This is a genomic window from Kitasatospora sp. NPDC088779, from assembly GCF_040685395.1.
In the GTDB taxonomy this organism is placed as follows: domain Bacteria; phylum Actinomycetota; class Actinomycetes; order Streptomycetales; family Streptomycetaceae; genus Kitasatospora.
In genome coordinates this window covers 1-17,995 of record NZ_JBFBHW010000038.1, presented here as the reverse complement: position 1 = coordinate 17,995, position 17,995 = coordinate 1, and the positions used below count along the sequence as shown (strand labels likewise).

The 17,995-nt window shown below is 68.7% G+C and carries 14 protein-coding genes; 2 read left to right on the top strand and 12 right to left on the bottom strand.

Annotated features, from left to right (window positions below; all coding sequences use genetic code 11):
* Window positions 1–58: 58 nt before the first annotated feature.
* From AB0P03_RS29020 to AB0P03_RS28975, 10 genes are all read right to left on the bottom strand, one after another.
* The gene (locus AB0P03_RS29020) at window positions 59–892 is read right to left on the bottom strand and encodes a hypothetical protein (RefSeq protein WP_363631593.1); all 834 of its coding nucleotides are present in this window, start codon (window positions 890–892) and stop codon (window positions 59–61) included.
* 636 nt (window positions 893–1,528) lie between these two features.
* Window positions 1,529–2,152 (bottom strand): hypothetical protein, encoded by a 624-nt coding sequence (locus tag AB0P03_RS29015; RefSeq protein WP_363631592.1) that lies wholly within the window; start codon window positions 2,150–2,152, stop codon window positions 1,529–1,531.
* Between the two features lie 267 nt (window positions 2,153–2,419).
* Window positions 2,420–2,932, bottom strand: coding sequence for a hypothetical protein (locus AB0P03_RS29010; RefSeq protein WP_363631591.1), 513 nt, complete (start codon window positions 2,930–2,932; stop codon window positions 2,420–2,422).
* A 263-nt stretch (window positions 2,933–3,195) separates the two neighbouring features.
* Window positions 3,196–4,002 carry a hypothetical protein gene (locus AB0P03_RS29005; RefSeq protein ID WP_363631589.1) on the bottom strand — a complete coding sequence of 269 codons (807 nt, stop codon included), beginning with the start codon at window positions 4,000–4,002 and terminating at the stop codon, window positions 3,196–3,198.
* 44 nt (window positions 4,003–4,046) lie between these two features.
* Window positions 4,047–5,642, bottom strand: a complete 1,596-nt coding sequence (locus AB0P03_RS29000) for an ISL3 family transposase (protein ID WP_363631587.1) — start codon at window positions 5,640–5,642, stop codon at window positions 4,047–4,049.
* An 871-nt stretch (window positions 5,643–6,513) separates the two neighbouring features.
* Window positions 6,514–7,041, bottom strand: a complete 528-nt coding sequence (locus AB0P03_RS28995) for a GGDEF domain-containing protein (RefSeq protein WP_363631585.1) — start codon at window positions 7,039–7,041, stop codon at window positions 6,514–6,516.
* A 1,411-nt stretch (window positions 7,042–8,452) separates the two neighbouring features.
* Complete coding sequence (locus AB0P03_RS28990; protein ID WP_363631583.1) at window positions 8,453–8,983, bottom strand: hypothetical protein; 531 nt, start codon at window positions 8,981–8,983, stop codon at window positions 8,453–8,455.
* A gap of 1,599 nt (window positions 8,984–10,582) precedes the next feature.
* Entirely contained in the window at window positions 10,583–11,677 is a 1,095-nt protein-coding gene (locus tag AB0P03_RS28985) for a hypothetical protein (protein ID WP_363631582.1), read from the bottom strand.
* Window positions 11,678–12,063: 386 nt separating this feature from the next.
* A complete protein-coding gene (locus tag AB0P03_RS28980) occupies window positions 12,064–12,534 on the bottom strand; it encodes a hypothetical protein (RefSeq protein WP_363631581.1) in 471 nt (156 codons plus the stop codon).
* A 482-nt stretch (window positions 12,535–13,016) separates the two neighbouring features.
* Complete coding sequence (locus tag AB0P03_RS28975; protein ID WP_363631579.1) at window positions 13,017–13,586, bottom strand: hypothetical protein; 570 nt, start codon at window positions 13,584–13,586, stop codon at window positions 13,017–13,019.
* Between the two features lie 359 nt (window positions 13,587–13,945).
* Here AB0P03_RS28975 and AB0P03_RS28970 point away from each other — a divergent pair, with 359 nt between their 5' ends.
* Window positions 13,946–14,596, top strand: a complete 651-nt coding sequence (locus AB0P03_RS28970) for a hypothetical protein (RefSeq protein ID WP_363631578.1) — start codon at window positions 13,946–13,948, stop codon at window positions 14,594–14,596.
* 56 nt (window positions 14,597–14,652) lie between these two features.
* On the top strand, window positions 14,653–15,093 hold the full coding sequence (locus AB0P03_RS28965; protein ID WP_363631576.1) for a hypothetical protein: 441 nt from the start codon (window positions 14,653–14,655) through the stop codon (window positions 15,091–15,093).
* Between the two features lie 235 nt (window positions 15,094–15,328).
* Here the strand turns inward: AB0P03_RS28965 and AB0P03_RS28960 are convergent, their stop codons facing one another.
* Together AB0P03_RS28960 and AB0P03_RS28955 are read right to left on the bottom strand one after the other, a co-directional pair.
* Window positions 15,329–15,892, bottom strand: a complete 564-nt coding sequence (locus AB0P03_RS28960; RefSeq protein ID WP_363631575.1) for a DUF6262 family protein — start codon at window positions 15,890–15,892, stop codon at window positions 15,329–15,331.
* Window positions 15,889–17,796 carry a site-specific integrase gene (locus tag AB0P03_RS28955; protein ID WP_363631573.1) on the bottom strand — a complete coding sequence of 636 codons (1,908 nt, stop codon included), beginning with the start codon at window positions 17,794–17,796 and terminating at the stop codon, window positions 15,889–15,891. The genes AB0P03_RS28960 and AB0P03_RS28955 overlap by 4 nt, the downstream gene beginning before the upstream one ends.
* Window positions 17,797–17,995 lie beyond the last annotated feature (199 nt).

The window sequence follows — 17,995 nt, the reverse complement described above, 5'->3', positions numbered from 1 at the left end:
AGCGTGTGGAGCCGGCTCCAGACCCAGTTGGCGCCCGCGCGGAAGGCGGGCCATTGGGTCAGTGGGAGAGCTTGGGGATGAGGGCGGTTGCCAGATCCAGGCCGGTCGTCGTGGTCAGCGTGACACGGGCGGTAGGAGTAGCCCGCTGTGGGACGGGCAGCTTCAGGGCGACGGACAGAGGGCGGTCCACCGCGGTGTAGCCGAGCTCGGTGGTGTCGATGATGTCCGTACCCGGGCGGTCCTCGTTCTTGTGGGTGCGCAGGCCGTGGTGGGCGGCGATCAGCCGCCGGGCCACGGGGCCGTAGACCGAGTTGAGCGTGGTCCAGGGGCTGGGCCCGTGCGGGAGGACTACGGGAAGGGCTCGTTCGACCGTAGCGAGGGTCAGCCCGGCGGTGATGGTCACCATGTCACCGCGCTCGTTCACGGTGGCCTTCGCTGCTGTTCCCGGGCTGGGGGTCCAGCAGAGGCTTTGGCCTTCGCAAACGGCGGAGGCAATCGCGCCCTCGGGTACGGCCAGGACGAGCGTGTGCTGGGCTCGCATGCGCCGCAGCAGGCGGCGTCCGCTGCCTTCGGTCCGGGCGGCGTGCTGGTCGAGGTCGGGAAGGATCGTACGCAGGATCGCGGAGGCGATGCGCTGAGGGGCGGCCTGATCGACGCGCACGAATTCATAGTCGCCGATCGGGAAAGGCACTGCGTGGCCGTAGTGGCCGGCCACGATCAGCGTGTCCGGTGAGTCCTGGCCGATCAGGACTCGGCGGGCACCGTCGGCCAGCGCCGCCGCCGGGCTGCTGTTGAAGAGGACGCACGGCTCCGCTTCGAGGGTCCAGGAGCGTGGTTGCGTTGCGGGCTTGGGAAGGAGTTCGGTGACGCTGAGGGCTAGGTCGTTGAGCATCGGGGGTCTCCAGGGCTCGTGGCTTGGGCCGCACACACCGTCCGGAAGCGGACGGTTGTGGTGTCGCCGGGCTGGCCGGGCTGCCCATCGGCGGGACCCGGTGCGTGGCGCCGTGCGACCTGGGGTGGCCGGACGGATGGGAGGAACCGTAGGCGCCGGGCGTAGCCGGTCAAGTCCACTATCCGGTTCCGGCGTTGGCGCGCCGGCAGGCAGCGGCCCGCGTCGTTGCCTGGCTCTGCCCGTCCGGGCGGGGCCCCTGTCCGCTTCGGGACCCCGCCCGGGCGGTGGTACGCGGGAGTGCGGTCCCCTCGACCGTGCCCTGTGATCGGCCGCGTCGCATCCCCGGCGGCTGTCGGCCCTTGATCTCGTAGAGGACGGCGTCCGCCGCGCCCAGTGTCTCCGGCACGTCCTGCGGTTCGAAGGCGGGGCCGTGCCGACCGAGGCGCCCGCTGTCAGGGCAACGTCCCGGTACGCAACGAGAGCGGCGATCGCTGCCTCCAAGGCCAGTGCGAGAGCGGTCAACCCTGGGTGATGAGGCTGCCGACAGACCGGGCTCGGATGCAGTTCGGCGAGGAAACGGTCGTCGGCCGCGGTCTCTACAGACCGCGGCCGAGATTGATCAACGAAGAGTTCCTTCTACCAGAAGTGAGCAGGCGGAAGCGGTGTGACGGTCGGGAAGACCCGCACTGCCTGTCCGATACGCCACAGAGCCGACAGAAGGTCGTGTCGGCTGGTGGCTATGTGGTGCCTGCCCTTCCAGAGCGCATTCTGCCCCTGGGTACGAACGATGGAGAACACCGTGCCGTCTGCCAGGACAGCGAACAGGGCACGCTGACGATTTCTCCCGACCGGCCCGACGATCCGACAGCCAACGATGAGGAGTACTCCGACCGTCGTACCCTCGACCGCGTCGAGGCTGTCCAAGCGCGGGGTCCGCACGTTGTCGGCGAGGGAGCGGGCATAGGCCAGCATGTCGTCCGGGAATGAGATACCGCTGCCCGGGATCCGTCCGGGGAGTTCGAGGTCTCCGACAGCTGTGAGTTCAGCGCCGGGCTGTATGCCCTGGAAGCGGTGTGTCTCGGGGTCGGGGCGACAGATGCGCATCAACCGCGGCAGCACGTCGCTCTCGTTCAGTGGTCCGATGGCCTCCAACGGAGTGGCCTGCTGGACTGTCTTCTCCAGTTCGATGAGGACGGCGCCGATGTCGGCGGTGGTCTCGTCGGTAAGCAGCGCGCGGACGTGCGCGGCGAACGGGGTCATGGTCGGGTGACCTCCTCGTTTGTCAGATTCGGGGCCCGCCCGGGTGGCACAGGCAATGTGCTCCGCTACGGGGGCGGGTCCGGCCGGTGTGCTTGCCGGGGTGGACGGTAGACACGGCGTCGAGCCGGTCAACCTGCAGTTGTGTGTGCGGCAGCTGCTGGCAGTCTCTACGCGCTGTGGGGCGCAACTCTGTTCGACCCGCAGAGGCGGGTGGCGGGCCCCGAACATGCTGGCGCCCCGCCTATGCCGAACGGCGGGGCGGGGCGATCAGAGCATGGAGCTGGTGCGGGAGAACTCACGCGGGCCGGAGGGCCACACGGCGGTGACGTGCTGGACCAGGAGCAGTTCGGTTAGGTCGGCGTCGGGTTCATCGGGCAGGAGCAGCACACGACGGGGCAAGGGTGTGAAGAACCGGGCCTGGTCGTGCAACCTTCCCAACGCCTCCCAGATGCCCGGGCGGGCGCAGCTGGGCAGTACCACCAGCACTTCGTTGTGGGTGACGTCGAACAGGTCGACGTGCAGATCGGTAAGGCTGGCGCGGGTCTTGATCCGGTATCCGGTGACCTCTGCTTGACGGGACCAGCGTGCGAATGCTGCGTATCGCAGCAGCAGCTTGGCGGCCGTTTGTTGGGCCGGGCTCGGCTCTCCGTCGAATGGGCTGCTGCGGACTCCTGGCTCGGTCTTGTGGATCTCACGCTCGCTGGAGGTGGGGGACGCGATTGGCAGGCCTTTCGGCGGGTCGTCGACCGGGATCAGCCGGAAGATGACGACGCGCCTCACCTCCAGCGAGCGGCGAAGGTCTGCGGGGGCGTCGGCGTGTACGAAGGGCAGGAGTGGGTCGAGGCGGTACGCGCCGACGTATTCGACGATGCCGTTGTCCTGCTGGAGGAACAGGCGCAGTGCGCGCTGTTCCTCCTCGTGCCGGAGGATAGTCGCGTTGCCGTAGGTCAGGCTCTGGTCCCCACCGTTGGCTCTGGTCCACTTCTTGTGGGGCAGCCACGCCGGGTGATCAGTGGGTGATTCGGAGCGCTTTGAACCTTGAGTCAGAACGGCGGGTCTTCGCTGTAGCCGCAGCCCGTCCAGTTGCCGTCCGCAGAAGCGCGTGCAGCTTCGAGGCGGGCGTAGTGCTCGCGGGCTGCGACGTCGGACGCGTTCTCCAGGCCGCCGGTGTCGTGACCCCAAGCCTTCAGCGCGTCCAGGACGCGGTCTCGGTGGCGCCGGTCAGTGCTGGTGGCCAGTAGACGTCGGGCGTGGCCGGCCAGATCGGCCTGGTGCTGGGTGAGAAGGGGGTGCTCTATGAGGGGGATGGCAGCGACAAGGGCGGTGTGGCGCACGTCGGCGTTGTCATGACTGAGGAGGGCATGAACAGCGGAGAAGATTGCAGGGCGCGCGTCCCGAAACGCACGCATTTCCTCGTACTCATCGAGAAAACTCTTACCGTAGTGACGTTCGCTAATGGCAACGCACTCGTCGTCGGCGTCGTAGGCGGTGTCGCCGAGCCAGTCGAGCAGCCGCACGAGAGTCGGGCGGGTCGGGGGTGTCTTGGCGTCGTGGCTGAAGTCGCCTGTCGTGACAGGCGGATGGTTGAGGATCGCTGCGACGTAGAGCGCCACGGGCACGGTGGCCTCGTAGATGCTGTTCTGGTGAGACACGGGCCCCAGCGCATCCTGGATAGCAGACTCCCTGATGACCGGGTCAGGGTCGGTGAGGAGTGTCAGCGCCGCCGGCAGGGCTTCACCCGTCCCACGGGCCGTGGCGAGCGACGCCCAGTTCGTCCTGTCCAGCAGTGTCCGAAAGGTAGGGAGCTCGGCGGGATGAGGCTGCTCGGTCTGTCTGCGGCTTTGGGTCACAGACCGAGGCTATTGCGTCGACGAGCCGGAGCCCTGCCCGGGTGTCACGTGTAAAGCAGGACGCGCTTGCGGAGGAGTTCGAAGCCGGCGCGGCCGAACATCTGGCGCTTCAGCATCTTGATCCTGTTGACGTGGCCTTCGACGACTCCGGAGTTCCACGGCTGTGAGAGTCCGGCAGTAACGGCGTCGAGGTCGCGTTCCAGGTGCCGGGCGAATCGCTGGAGGCTGGGCAGGTTGGCGGTCGTCGCGGCCTCGATCCATTCCGGCAGTTGGTGGCCTTGCAGCTGGGTGAGCATGTGAGCGAAGGAGCGGACGTGCCTGGCGAGTGCGTCCAGTTCGGGGCAGTTGGCCATTACGGCTTTTAGCTGGAGCTGGTCGCTTTCGGCCAGGGCGTCGGGGTGGGTGAGGATCCAGCGGGTGACGGCGCGGGCGGATGGCGGCCGAGGGCCGACCGGCTGGGGTTTGCCGCGTAAGTTCCGGCTGACGTAGTCGCGAACTCTGCCGTAGCCGTCTGGGTAGCCCTGTTCCTTGATCTCCTCCCATAGCTTCCAGGCGTTGGTGCAGCCGTCCTGCCATCGCTGGTCGAGGTAGGGCTTGAAGGCATCGAGCTTGGTGGGGCGGCTTTGCCACTGGCCGGTGAACAACTGCTCGGGCTCGGCGGCTCGGGAGAAGCGGAGGATGGTGTTGAGGCCCATACCGAGCTGGCGGGCGATGGACCGCTTGCTGTGGCCGGCGGCCAGGAGTGCGTGGATGGCGGCGTGCTTGGCGCGGGTCCGCTCAGCGAATCGGTGGCCGGTCGGCCACGGTGACGACACGGGTGAATCCGGCGCCGGCTTTGGCCCCTCCAACGGCGCCGGTGCCGGGCGCAGGCAGGCGCGGTGCTGGAAGACGCATTTCTCGGCGGCTTCGCCGAGGTTGTGCCAGAGGTGCCATCTGTCGGCCACCTGGAGGGCCTGCGGGGCGCCGCGGGTAGCGCCTTCGGCGTAGAAGACGGCGCGGTCACGGCAGATGATCTCGATTCCGGGCCGCTCGGAAAGCCAGGCGGCGAGTGTGTCCGCCTCTCGGTCTGGCAGGAGGTCCACCGGCCGACGTGTCTCAACGTCGACGAGCACCGTTCCGTAGACCCGGCCCTTGCGCTGAGCGTATTCGTCCACGCCGACAACGCGGGGTGTGGCGGTGGGTGGATCCGGCAGGGAGGTGACCAGCCGCAGCAGCGTGTTCCGGCTGACCCGTACCCCAAAGGCGTCCGACATTCGGGCACCGGCCCGTCCCGCGAGCGCGAGACCGACCGAGACCAGCGTCGATCGCAGCCGCTCCGTCCGCCGACCGAACCGACGCGTGAGTCCCGGTACCTGCTCGACAAACGTCTTGCGCGGACAGGAGCCCTCCGCGCAAACGAACCGGCGCACCCTTAACGACACCACAACCAGCTTGCCAGCGGTCGGCAGGTCGCGGGGAAACCGCAGGTAAGAGCCGTGTATTCGCTCCGACCAACACCCGCAGCCCGGACAGGCTGCCCCGCTGGCCAAAGTCCGGGCCTCCACGCGCACGACAGCGTCGGCCACATCTACCGACTCCACCGACACGTTCTCCACCGACCAGAACAACAGCTCGTCCAGCTGCGGTTGTACTTCGTTCACGGGGCAGAACTGTCGACCCCACTCCACCCAGTCGGGACGATTTTCGGGCGACCTCGACAGCCATCTGACGACAAGCGACAGTCACCCTGCGTACTCGCCCACAAGAAGTGGACCAGAGCCCCACCGTTGGAGCCGCCTGTCCCTCCGAACAGGACGCGGTCGCCGGTCCAGCCGTCGAAGGCGCTGGCGATGGTGGTCGGGGTGGTGAACAGCAGGATGTTCTCGCTGGCACGTGAGGGGCTTATGCGTCCTCGGGCGAGGCCGCCGAAGCGGGCGTGCACGTCGGAGCGGTCGAGTCGCTGGCCGGGGACAAGGTCCCAGAGCATGCGGAAACCTCCTTGGTAGAGGGTTGGTTGGCCTTCCGTCGCTGCGGGTTCGGCCGTCCCCGCCTGTCCCTAGGGGGTGGCGGCTTGAGAGGCGAACACGCCGGGAGCCCGGGTGGGCAGCAGCGCGGTGTGAATGGCGGACGGAGCGCGGTCGGGGTTCGGCCCCGCGGCCGACGGGCCGCCGCGGGCCTCGGTGTGGTGACACCGAGAGACGGGGCGGCGTCGGCGTCTTGCGACTCATTCAGCAGGGTGTCGGGCGCGAAGGTCCCGTACCACCCGCACACGAGGCCGGGCGCTCGGCTGCGACCGCCGGCCGCAAGGTAGAAGGTAGCCACTCCGGACAGCCGGTCAACTGATCCAGTCCGGTCTGCTCCGGCCTGGGCTTCCGCCCCGGCCCGGGCGGCCATCGGCCGAGATGTCTGGGTCCGACGGGCGCAGCCGGTCTCCGCGTGCGCAACCCCCGGCGTCGTGCACGGGGTCAGTCCGGCGCCGGGGCCGGACGCGGCTGCCCGGCACCTCGTGTGAGGTACCGGGCGGGAGGGCCGCTACGCGTGGCCGGGTGTGATGGCGGAGCGTCCCCGCCGACCGGAGCCCTTGGCCTTGTACATCGCCTGGTCGGCCTCGCCGAGCGCTTTGGACAAGCCGTCTGTCACCTCGGCCGATCCCACCGTCACTCCGACGGTCAGGTGCAGATCCTGGTAGGCGACGGGTTCGGCGATCGCCTCGCGCAGGGCCCGAATGCGAGCTAGCAGGCGGGCGTCCTGCGCGGCCATGACGACGAACTCGTCGCCGCCGGATCGTGCGGCGGTTTCTGTCGGTCCCAGCCATCGGGTGATGCGTGCTCCGACCTCTGTCAGGACGGCGTCACCGGCCGCATGTCCGAACTGGTCGTTCACCGGCTTGAACTCGTCGAGGTCGAGCAGGAGCAGGCAGTACCTGTGGCCGGTGGCGCGCAGCAGTTCGGTGGCGTTGCGAGTGAAGGCCCGGCGAACTGCCAGGCCGCTGAGCGGGTCGATGCGGGCGTCTGCCAACTCGGTGAGCAGGTGGCCTCGTTCCTCGGTCAGCGCCCGCACCCGGTCCTCGCTCGCGGCCAGCTGCTGCCGCAGCCGCCGGTTCGTCTCCAGGAGCCGTCGGACGGTGTCACGTAGGACGGCGATCCGTACAGTCGCCGGGGTTCGGGCCAGGGCCAGGGCCCGGGCCGCTGCCGTCGAGGACGCCTTCCCCTCGGCGCCGGGTGAGGCCTGGTCGTGGCCGCTGGGACCGGCCTGTGCGGGTGGGACGGCGGACCTGGTCCGACGGGCGGGCGTGGTATCGCCTTGTGGGGTGGCTCGTCGGGGTACTGCTGGAATTCGCGGACTCGCGTGTGCCATGGTGGATCCACCTCTCCTGTAGCGGAGTTGGGGACCCCGTTCCGGGGTGTGGTCACCGTCTGGCCAGATGAACAACCACACTCCGGGGCTGTGGGGCCCCGGGGCAGGCCCGGGTGCCTTGCCCCCCCGGCATCTCCCCTGCGCACCGCCCTGGGGCTAGCCAGATCCACCCGGGCAGGGGTGGGACGGCGCGGGCGGGGGGTGACGTTGGATGCGGGATTGAAGGCCGTACTCGGGCCACCCCGGAACGTAGGCGCGCGATTTCGGGAATCAACCCCCGACCGGCCTGGCTCTGGTTGCAGAACGGCAGCGGCAGCGGCAGCGGCGGCGGCCGCCCGGCCGACCGCTTCCCGTCCCCATCCTGGTGAGTGGACGGGTGGGCCGTCCCTTGGTCGGCACGCGACCACCGCTGCCGCCGGTTGGGTTGCGGACGGACTGCCGAACGGTGTCGCGGCCGGCCGCTCTCCACGGGATGGGGGTGAGCCAGCGGCGCGGTTCCCCCGGAATCGCGCCAAGGTGGCGGGCAGAGGCGGGGCCGGCTATAGCGCTGGGGGTTCAACAGTGGGGCGACGCGGTGGAGCGGCTGCGCGGGAGGGCGGATCGCGGTAGCACGAGTGGTCCGGCCGCCTGTGTGCGGCCGGACCGCTCGTGGTGGCTATGTCGTCCGAGGACCAGGTGCCGTCCTTCGTCGGCTCGGCCGAGGCGGTGCCCTGGTCGAGTTGCTGCTCGACGAACGGGCGGCGGGCGGCGGACTGTGTGGCACGCCGGTAGCCAGCACGGTGTCCGTGCCCGTGGGCAAGGCAGCGGGCGTCCCGGTAGGTGTCCCGCAAGAGCCAGACCCCGTATCCCAAGCACTGCTGGACCGGGGGCGGGCTGCGGCGGTGCGCCGGTGGGCGCGGCTGCGACGGTGCTTGAGTCGGCCAGCACCGCGCGGGCGCCGACGACGTCCCGGCGAGTGGGTCCCGTCCCGCAGGCCGCCGGGTACCGGAGCCGTGGGCTCTGGGGCGGGTATCGCCGGCCTGCCTCTGGGCGGGGATACCCGGGTGAGGTGTGATCAGTGGGTCGTGCTCACTGGTCAGCCCCGCTCCTGATACCGGGCTGGGGCCTGCAGGCCTCATCGCAGCGGTGGTAGCGCCTGGCCACAGTGCCGAGGGAAGGCCCGTACGGCGGCCGGCGTGCGCGGTTGGTGGGTGACCTGGGCGAGGAACCATTCGTGGTCGGGGGTGTCCTCCTCACAGCCGGGGTCGACGATGTGGAAGGCGGCACCGGAGGTGGAGTCCTCGGGATCTGTCTCGACGCCGTCGACGAAGACGTGGATCTCGGTCCCGTCGTGGTGGTGGTCGACCAGCAGCACGTCCACGTCCGGCGACCGGGGGCCCGCCCGGCCGGTGCCGGCGGCCAGGTCGACCATGGTGGTGGAACCCGTGGCGGGGTCGTCGATGCCGAGGTCGTCTACGTCGCGCGGGTGGGAGCACGGCCTCGCCTCGGCCGCCACGCGGGCGGCCTCCAGAAGGCTGGCTCCGCGCACGGAAGCCGTCTCAGTGACGTCGTAGTCGTGCTGGCCTCCCCTGCCCGTGGCCTGGCAAGGGTCGGTGCGGGCGGGTTCGTCTTCGAACTCCACCGGCAGGTCTCCGAGAGTGAGCATGCCGGCGAGAACCTCCGGTGCCTCACCGTCGAGGCGCAGGACCAGGGGGACTCCGCCGGGACCGGTGAGCGGAACGCACGCAGTGGTGCCGTCCGGGCCGGGCTCCTTCCACGTCTCCTCCCCGCCCCAGCGGACGGTGAGGGGTGTCGCTTCAGCCTCTGCGTCGTCCAGGTGTTGGTCGGCGAGGTGAAAGGCGGCAAGAGCTTCGTGGATCTCGTCGGCGATGTGGCGCGTCGACGCCCAAGCGGCCGGCGAGGCCTGCGAGCCGGTCCACAGGGTTGCGCGCGGCCTTCATTGGATCGGTCATGGCTGGTTGGCTCCCTGAGGGGGTATTGGCGGTCGACCCGGCGTCGACCGCAGGTCGGGCGAGGGCGCCGGGGCGCGGTCGTGCTGGGATGGCTCGCGCGCCTGTCGGCGAGGAGCATCAGAAGGTCGGAGCCGAGCCGGCGCCTGTGGGCACGCTAGGCGTGACAGCTCTCCGGTCAACCTCCAGAAGCGGGGCTGGGAAGTATGCCGTCCGTATGTCCTCGCGCGGACTCGGCAGTCGACCTCCGTGGTAGCGCACCGCAGTTGCCGCTGGCGGGCCGGGCTGTCCAGTCCCGTTCCACCGACGCCGCTGCCCAGGACGGTGGGCACTGTGTCCGCCCCCGGTCGGCGGATAGCGAAGTCACCAACACTTGCATCTTTGAACTGCCTCCCCCAAGGGAGTCGGCCACGCCGTTCGACACCACGCCAAGAGCCCGTCCCGAAGCGGCTACGGGACGGGCGTGATGGCAGACTGCCCTCGTTGATGGACGGCGGGTGGCGGGACCGCGTGCCCCCCGCTCGGGGGGGGCCGAACGCCCAGTCCGACGCCGAGGAGCGGCGCCGCTGGCTTGCGGCGGCTGCGCCCGGGGGGCGCCTGCGGTCAGCCCGTGAGACGGAATGGGGCGGCGGCAGCCAGCGCAATCTCCTCGAGTGCGTTGTGGACCCAGGGATCTTCTGCGCACGGGCCGCACACCGTCAGTACCTCGCCGCGGGGGTGGTGGGTCAGGAGGTGCGTCGCGGGTTCCGGGACGTCGCTAAAGCAGAGGCAGTACAGGCAGGTTGCCGCCGAAAGCAGCATGGCTGCGGTGACGGATCCCGGGGTGTTCTGTGGGGCGGTCATGGCTCTCCGTTCGAAGCGGGGATGTGGGTGAGGGTCAGCACGCACGTCGGCAACGGCGTTCGGCCGCGCACGGTGAGTGTGGTGCCCGGTCGGCGCGACCCGGCGGGACTTCGCTGGTCGTGCAGCCGCCGGGGCGCTCCCCCAACCGGAAGGTAGCCATACGCCACGTCCGATCAAGCGCGGCGAGTGCCCAGATTGCGGGGCTTGCATGAAGTCGAGGCCCGGGCGCGGGCCGACCGCTCGCCGCTGGGCGGGCACCGACCGCTCCGGCGCCCCGGGTCCGGTCCGGGGCGCCGGGGGTCGGCACAGGGTGGTACTGCGTTGGGCCGGAGGGCCTCCGCGGCTGGGCCGCAGGTGGCGCTGAGCCGTTGTGCGCTGCTGTCGGCGTGGCGCACCGCAAAGGGGGCCTGCCCGTTCCGATCCCGGCGCACGCGTGCCCGGGTGGGCAACCGTCAGGCCGCGGGTTCAGCGTCCGCGGGTGTCGTGTCCGGCTCGGTCGCGTCCTCGGACGCGGGCCGCCGGCACACGGTGATGGTGATCGGGTCTTCTCGGACCACCCGCCAGCCAACCGCTGTGAACGCTTCTTCGTGCGCGGCCGACAGTGCCGTTGCCAGTTCTCGGCCGCGCCCTTCCGCGTAGGCGGTGTCCGGCGCGGTGACACTCACCTTGTCGTGCAGTGCGGGGAGTGCGAAGGCCGGGGTGCTGCCAACGGTGCTGGTGCTCCGCAGGTCGGAGGTCAGCTGCGGATAGACCCGGTGCCCGATCGTCCCGTGCTCGGTGTTCTCACGGGAGAAGCCGCGAAGCCACAGCACCTCCCGTGCCGCCCGACACTCGGGGGTGTCCGGGAGCAGTCCGTCGCGTTCCCCGGTGGGCCGCTTGTCCTTGCGCACCAGGATGCCGTAGCCATTGCCGTACGGCCTGGGTTGGTCCTCGTTGGCGTTCAGGCCTCGCACGCGAAGCGCGGCGACCGCGTCCCGAACTCGTTCCACCGGTGTCGCGTAGGAGAGGCTCAGACTGAGGGTTTCCGACCCGCTCGCGAGCTGGTACCAGTCCGGCCTGTCCCAGTAGAGCGGCAACACCCCGACCGGCGCGAAGCCGTGGGCGGCGAGGGCGTGCGCCACCGTCGTGGCCAGTTCACTCGGTTCGCCGCAGACGAGCAGGGACTGCACCCGCCTCGTGCGGGTCCGCGGCGAGGCCGAGGAGGTCACCGAGTAGCCGAAGCCCATCAGCAGACTGGCGCATTCGTCGAGAGCACGGTTTCGCATGCCGCGGACGGTCGGCACGCGGCGGGTCGGGAGACCGGCCTCATCGGTGGTTCCGTCCTCGTACCACTGCACCGTCACCCCTGCGCGGTGGTCGTTCGGGGTCACAACGGCGCCGGCCCCGCAGCCGGTGCCGTCGGCCTGGTGGTCCTCCTCAGAGGCGAGGTCGGCGCGGGGGATCCGGGCACCGGCCAGGATGTCGAGCACGGATCGGACGGTGGCCACATCGGCGTGCTCGGGCAGGCATCCGCGGGCTGCGTGCGGGCGACGCGATGGCATGGTCATGAGTTCTCCTGAGTGTCAGGGCGGTGGGTGGCGCCGCCGCCACGCCTACCGATGCGTTGCGGCGGACGGGGAAGGGGTGTTAGGAAAGGAGGTCATGAGCCGACCCCCGCAGCCGGTGTCTGCACCGGCCTTGGACCGGGCCGATGGGACATCGGCCGCCGACGGGCGGAGGGACTCGACGTGGTCCTCCGCCCGCCTGCGAGCGGCGGGAAGGAGCTTGCGTTGTTCACCACACGGGGCTGGTCTTCGCGCTTGCGGCCAGTCGGGCCCGGGGCAGAGCGATGTCGCTGTGGCCCGGGGACGGTGCTGGGGTTCCTTCGGGCCCGGCTGAAGACACCGGCCGCCAGGACAATCGGGCGGCCGGTGTGAGTCCGCGGCGGTCGCGTCTACGGGTGGCTCGTGGCGGTGCTGCCGAGCAGCGGCACGAGGTTGGTCGGGGCGTCGACGGGATCGAGCGTGTCGGAGGCGACAGCCAGGTAGTGGACGTCGCCGCCGGGATCAGTGATCTGCAGGACATCGCCGATGGACACCCACCGGACGCCGCCAGGCCAGCTTCGGCCGAGCGAGTCGGCGAAGGAACCGTTGCCGATGATAAATACGGAGTTGGCCGCCGCGTCGATGGTGCTCGTGTCGACGGTCAGGACCAGTGGACCGTCGCCGAGGACCTCCACCAGAGCGAGCGGCTGGCCGTGCTGGTAGCCGAAGAGGTGGAGGGCCTCGCCGCGCGGGCCAGTGGTCACGTTGAGCAGGACGGTAGCGGTGTAGCGACGGGGCCGGTCGTCGGTGGGCGGGTTCTGCGGCCGGTCGGGGTGCGGGGCGCGTGCACGGGCAGAGAGGAGGCGAAGGAATCGGGGCATGGGGTAGCTCCGGGTGGAGAGTAGGGGGGCCGCTTGCGGCGGATCGCACGCACGGCAGGTCTCGGTCGCGGGAGAGAAGTACGCCTCATCCAGGTCGGCCGACGGCGTCAACTTAGCGGCGTGGCTGGGCGATTCAAGGGGGTTGCCGGGTTGTTTTCCGAACCGCCGAGGGCGTGTCCCGGCCAGGCCGGCCGGTCACGCCGGCGGGCCCGGTGACGTGCGGGAGCGGTCCGGCCGACCTGAACCGTTGAACGCCGCGAGCGGGCGGCCTCAGCGGGTCATGCCGGGGCGGTTGCGGGGCTTCCGGATTGCTGGTCGCACCGAAGCGACGGCGTGGAGCCGGCCAACCCCGATGCCACCGGCTCCGGCGCCGTCACCCTGGTTCGATCAAGGCCGGGCAAGGGGCACGCCGCACCGACCGGGGACTTGGTCGGCGCGGCGGCTGGGCCGCTTGCAGCGGCGGGGGCGCAGGGTGGGTGCGGTCAGGAGTTGGCACCCTGGCGGGCCTGCTCGCGCTCTCGGAGCTCCCTGAGGGTCAGCGGGTAGACCACCCTGTTTCTCTGCTCCTTCAAGATGGCATAGTCCCCGTTCTTCCTTCGGAATTCCTCCTCCTGCGCCTCGGCCATCGCGTATCGCTCGGGGAAGGTCTTGAGAGTCAAAATCCACTGAGCCTTTCCAGCGCGCACGCACGCTCCCCCACAATTATTATGGGTATAGCCCATTTCGTACAGCCGGGGCGGCTCGATCCCCATTCTTCTGGCTTCGTCGAGAAGTTCTTCCTTGGTGAGCGCCGGCTCTCCTTCTTCGCACAGGGGGAAGGCAGTGCGCCAGGGTCGCCAGTTGGTGGCGATCGGCGGGATGCGCCGGCGGTCGTGCGTGCTGGCGTCGATGCCGATGTAGAGCGTCGTCTGCTCGGGATCAGCGTTCTCGGTGAGCCACCTGAGGCACGGGATGATCTTCAGGACGCGGGTGCACGGGGTGAACCGGCTGTTCCCGAGGAACTTCTCGTCATGGAAGACCTGGAACGGGTCGCGGCCGTCCGCGACCCGCACCAGCGGAATGTCGAGAATCCGGCTGGCATCTTGCGCGAACCGCCAAAGATCCTTGGTTATCTAGAGCTGTCAAGTCACTAGCCAGGTCAGCTAGCTATCCGTCCTTCTGACACATAAGGAACATTGCCGATGTGCCAGGCCTCCAGCAGGTCCTGGCGAGGATGCTGCATGAGAGCTACTGCCCGCTGGTTGATGCTCTTCGACGCCGGGGTCAACACGACCGGACCGTGCTGCCGCAGGGATCCAGCGCTTGGGTGGCTGCAGAAGGTCTAGCTTCTGGCTCGCAATCGCGGATCCATCCCCACGGGCGCTCCAAGGCGCATATCCTGTAAGCCTCTTGGCGTGAAGCGGAGGTGATCATGGGAAGGGTGAGCCCCCGGCTCCGGTCCCTCATCTCGTGGCGCAAGGACCGCAAGCGCGAGAGCTGTAGGCAGCCGGCCGAAGTTGTAGTCACGAAACGCCTACCGGACGGACTACTTGATCTGACCTACCTAGAGCGGGCTGCGATCTACGCCTTCCTCATCGGCGATAAGGAAGGTCTCAAAGAGATCTCCTCAATGAACGCGCTTGAGGAAGATGTCAGCCATGCGCTGGACTCGGTTGATCTAGATACAGTAGACGGATCGGTACGGGTCATCGCTGACAACCACCTCATCAAGCTCCTCATGGACAGCGAGCGCAGTACGGAAGCCCGGGAGTTCTGCCTTCAAGTGGTCAGCATCATCGGTGATCTTTCGAAATTCGCACAGATGCTGCAGACGGAGAAGGCCCCAGCGCTTTCCTGGGGCCTGCCTTGGCGGTACATCCCTTACGCACGGGAGCTGCGGCCGCCTGGGCAGTATCGGGTTGAACGGCCCGATGGTGTTGTCGACGCCGAGCTTGCAGAGGCTGCAGAAGTAACTATCGACCATTCACTGGCACGGCTGTTCCTGCGTCTTGGACCGCCGCCAGAGCCGACCGCGCTTACCCGCGGCATCGGTTCTGGCGGAGGCGGAGGGGTCACACGTTGAGTACATATGAGGACTCGTCGGCACCACGCTGGCAGCCTCCCATCAGCGACGACCCGATGCTGTCCGCTGCCATGAACATTGCGGCTCAGTGGGGCCAGGTACTTGGACCCGAAAAGCTCGACATTGCGCTCAAGGGGCTGGAGCCTCAGCTCAAACGTGAGCACCTTTTGCGTGTGCGGCAGCTTGACATGAAGATGGCTTCCGAGGAGCGAGCTGCATGCGAGAAGCGGGAAGAACGGGCGCACAGGCGACACATGGCTGACCTCATGGCCGGAACAGTTGTGTCTATCGCGATGCTCGGCGCTGGCGTTTTTGTTGCGACGACTTCCTGGTGGCTTTCCGTCATGCTGTGCGGGCCGAGTTTGCTTGCCCTGGCCAAGATCTTCGTCTTGCGACGAAGCGATGCTGGCGACATGAAGGCCGTCGCCATGGCTGGGCAGACTTCAGTGAACGCGGCTTCACAAGCACAGAGGTCCCCCGAGCCACCGCCGCCGTAAGTCCGCGATAGGCCATGGCTGGTCACCCTGCAGTCCTGAGATGGATCTCCGATTTCTCCTGCGCGGTCGTCGAGCTTCTCGACGTCGGGGATGTTGCGGAGGCGGGCGCGCATATCGAGGACAACCACCCAGAGCGCGAAAGGCCCCCACCTGTGCTGGCGGGGGCCTCTTGTCATCGACAGGCGCATCCGGACCGGACGCTCGATCACCGCCTGGACGCGGCCAATGTCTGCCGCTAGTCGGTCCTGTTTTCGGCCCGGATCATCTGACGCAGGCTGGTCCTGGCCACGATCAGATCCTCCTCCGCCTCCTCCAACTTCTCTGCCAGCATGGCGTTCTCACGCCTGAGGGTGTCCCGCTCAACGGTCAGTGCCTCGTTCTGTTGGGTCAGCTCTTCGATACGGGCGACCAGGTCGCCGGCGGCGGCCTGGTCGAGCTGCTGGCCCAACTGTCGCCTCAGCGCGCCCTTAAGCCGGTCCCGCTCGCCGCGGAGGGCGGTGATTTCCTGGCGGGCCAACTCCAGGTCGGTCTTCAAGCCCGCTGTACCGGCCCCGGTGACGGCAGCACCTGCACGTCGGTCGGTGGCCGCCTGTCGGGCGCGAGCCGCTTCGATGTGTTCACGGACTCCCTCCGCGTAGACGAGCCAGCTCGACACCCCGGCCGTCTTGGCCACCGTGGCGAAGGTGACCGGCTCCCCGCGGGCCGCAAGAGCGTCCACCACGGCCAGAGCCCTCGCTCGCTTGTCGCGGCTGTCACGGCGGCGGGCTTCGGCCAGCACCTCGGCCGGGGTGCGCTTCACGCCCCGTGTTCCTTCCGCTGGACGACGGTCACCGGCAGCACGGTGCGGCCCCTAACTGCCCTGGTCTTGCGCAAGATCTTGCTCGCCTCCTCGATCTCGGCCCGCTCTCCGGGAGCGAGCTGGTCAAGCTTTGTCTTCATCCTCTCGGCAACGTCCTTGAACGCCGCAACCTCCTCTGTCATGTTGCGTACGACCCAGTCCTCCGCGTCCATCGCCAACGCGATCTCCCGGTCGGCCTTCAGGCCTCGGATGTGGTCCTCAATCGCGGGCAGGTAGGAGGGATCAGGCCGGTAAAATCCGCATCCGGCGCACTGGAAGCGGATCGGACAGGCCTTGCCGCCCGCTTTCACGTTGCTAGGCTCGACACAGCCACCGAACGCCACCTGCACCGAACGCCGCTCGTAGGCGGTGTTGGAAGACATCGGCGCCGGCTGACCGGAGCGGTTCACGACGTGCTGACGCATCGTCGCCACGGCCTCGCGTTTCCGCTTCAGGGACACCTTGTAGTACCCCAGCGTGGTCTTCGCATCCCGGTGATCCATAAGCTCTTTCAGCACGTCAAGCGGGGTCCCGCCGTCCGCGTGCCGTTGGGCGTAGGAGTGCCGGAAGGCATACGGGTAGACCAGCTGCCGGTCGAAGGGCAGCGGCCGGCCATCACTGTCGGGGACCTCCGAGTCCAGACGCTCGATGCCGTCCACCCAGGCACGCATTGCGTTCGAGATCGCGCCGGTGCGTATGTGGCGGCGCGTGTCGCCCGATGTGGCGGCCGGGAACATGAACGTCGGACTGTGCTCGGCCCCGGCCATCTCCCGACGCCGCCGCTGCCATCGCTGAATGACCCCTGCCGTGTCGGAGTCGATCGGGAGCCGGCGGTTCATCCGCTTGCCCTTGTAGTTGTTCCAGACCAGGTTGTAGTCGCCGTCGATCCGCTCCAAGCAGTCCATGTGCAGCGAGGCGATCTCGTTCGGCCGCCGACCGGTATCCCGCAGCAACTCGTAGATGGCCTGGAACATCAGCTTGAGGTCGTCGGATCCCAGGTCGCCATAGGTGATGCCGTCGCCGAAGCTGCCTAGGTAGGCGTCGAGCTGGCGGATGACGGACTCTGGCACCGCCTTGCCGACCTCGTCCTCGTTCGGCTCCTCGACGACGATCCGAAGCGAACTGTGGCGGGCGAAACCGCCAGGGACGGTGTCCATCAGGCCCGCCTGCCGCCCGAATTCCAGCAACTGGCAGAACTCGGAGAACAGCGTCGCCCGGTACTTGTTGGCGTAGTCGCTGCCGTCCTCCTTCTGCAGGCCGCGGAAGGCGTCCGCGACCGCCGTCATGTCGGCGAACTGCAGCGAGGACGGTTCCATTCCGCCGCCGACACGCCTGAACAGCGCACGCGATGCGGCCGTCGTCGCGAACAGTCGCTTGCTCAGCTGGGACCCCTGCGGGCGGACGGTTCGGGCCCACTCCATGACCACCTGCCGAAGCCATGGCTGGACCACGGTCGTGAAGTCGGCATACCCGGTGTTGCGGCGCGGAGCGTCGCCCTTCTCCGAAGCGATGCCGACCGTCACCAGGTCCCACACGTTCCGTTCGGTCGGGTCAACACCGTTGAGCTCGTCGAACGCGCCGTTCAGATGCCGCATCGCCTCGCGCACGAAGGCGTGGACATCCCCGCCTCTACCGAACACCTCCACGGCCATCCGTTCGGGTGGGGCCATCACCAGACTGGGCAGATCCGCGATCTTCGTCGTGATCGTCCTCAGCACATGCGGAGCGATCCTCCCGCCGCGAGCGTCGCGGGCCTGGAGAGCGAACAGCAGCTCCAACTGGACGACCGGCCTCAGGCCGATCAGCGAGAAGCTGGCACCCGTCAAGTACGGGAGCTGCTTGCGCGCCCACTGCTCAGGGCCCATCGCGGTCCCCGACTGCCTCCGATCCCGCCGCCAGCGGTCGTACTGACATTTGCTCTTTGGGGTGACGGATCTGCCGTTTTACTGACGGACGGTCACCTGTCGGTGTAGACCGTCTCGCATGCGATATGCGGATGGGGGCGGGCTGACGGCGAAGGCACGACAGCGCCGTGAGGCCGTGCGCTTGGAGGCTGCCGCGCTG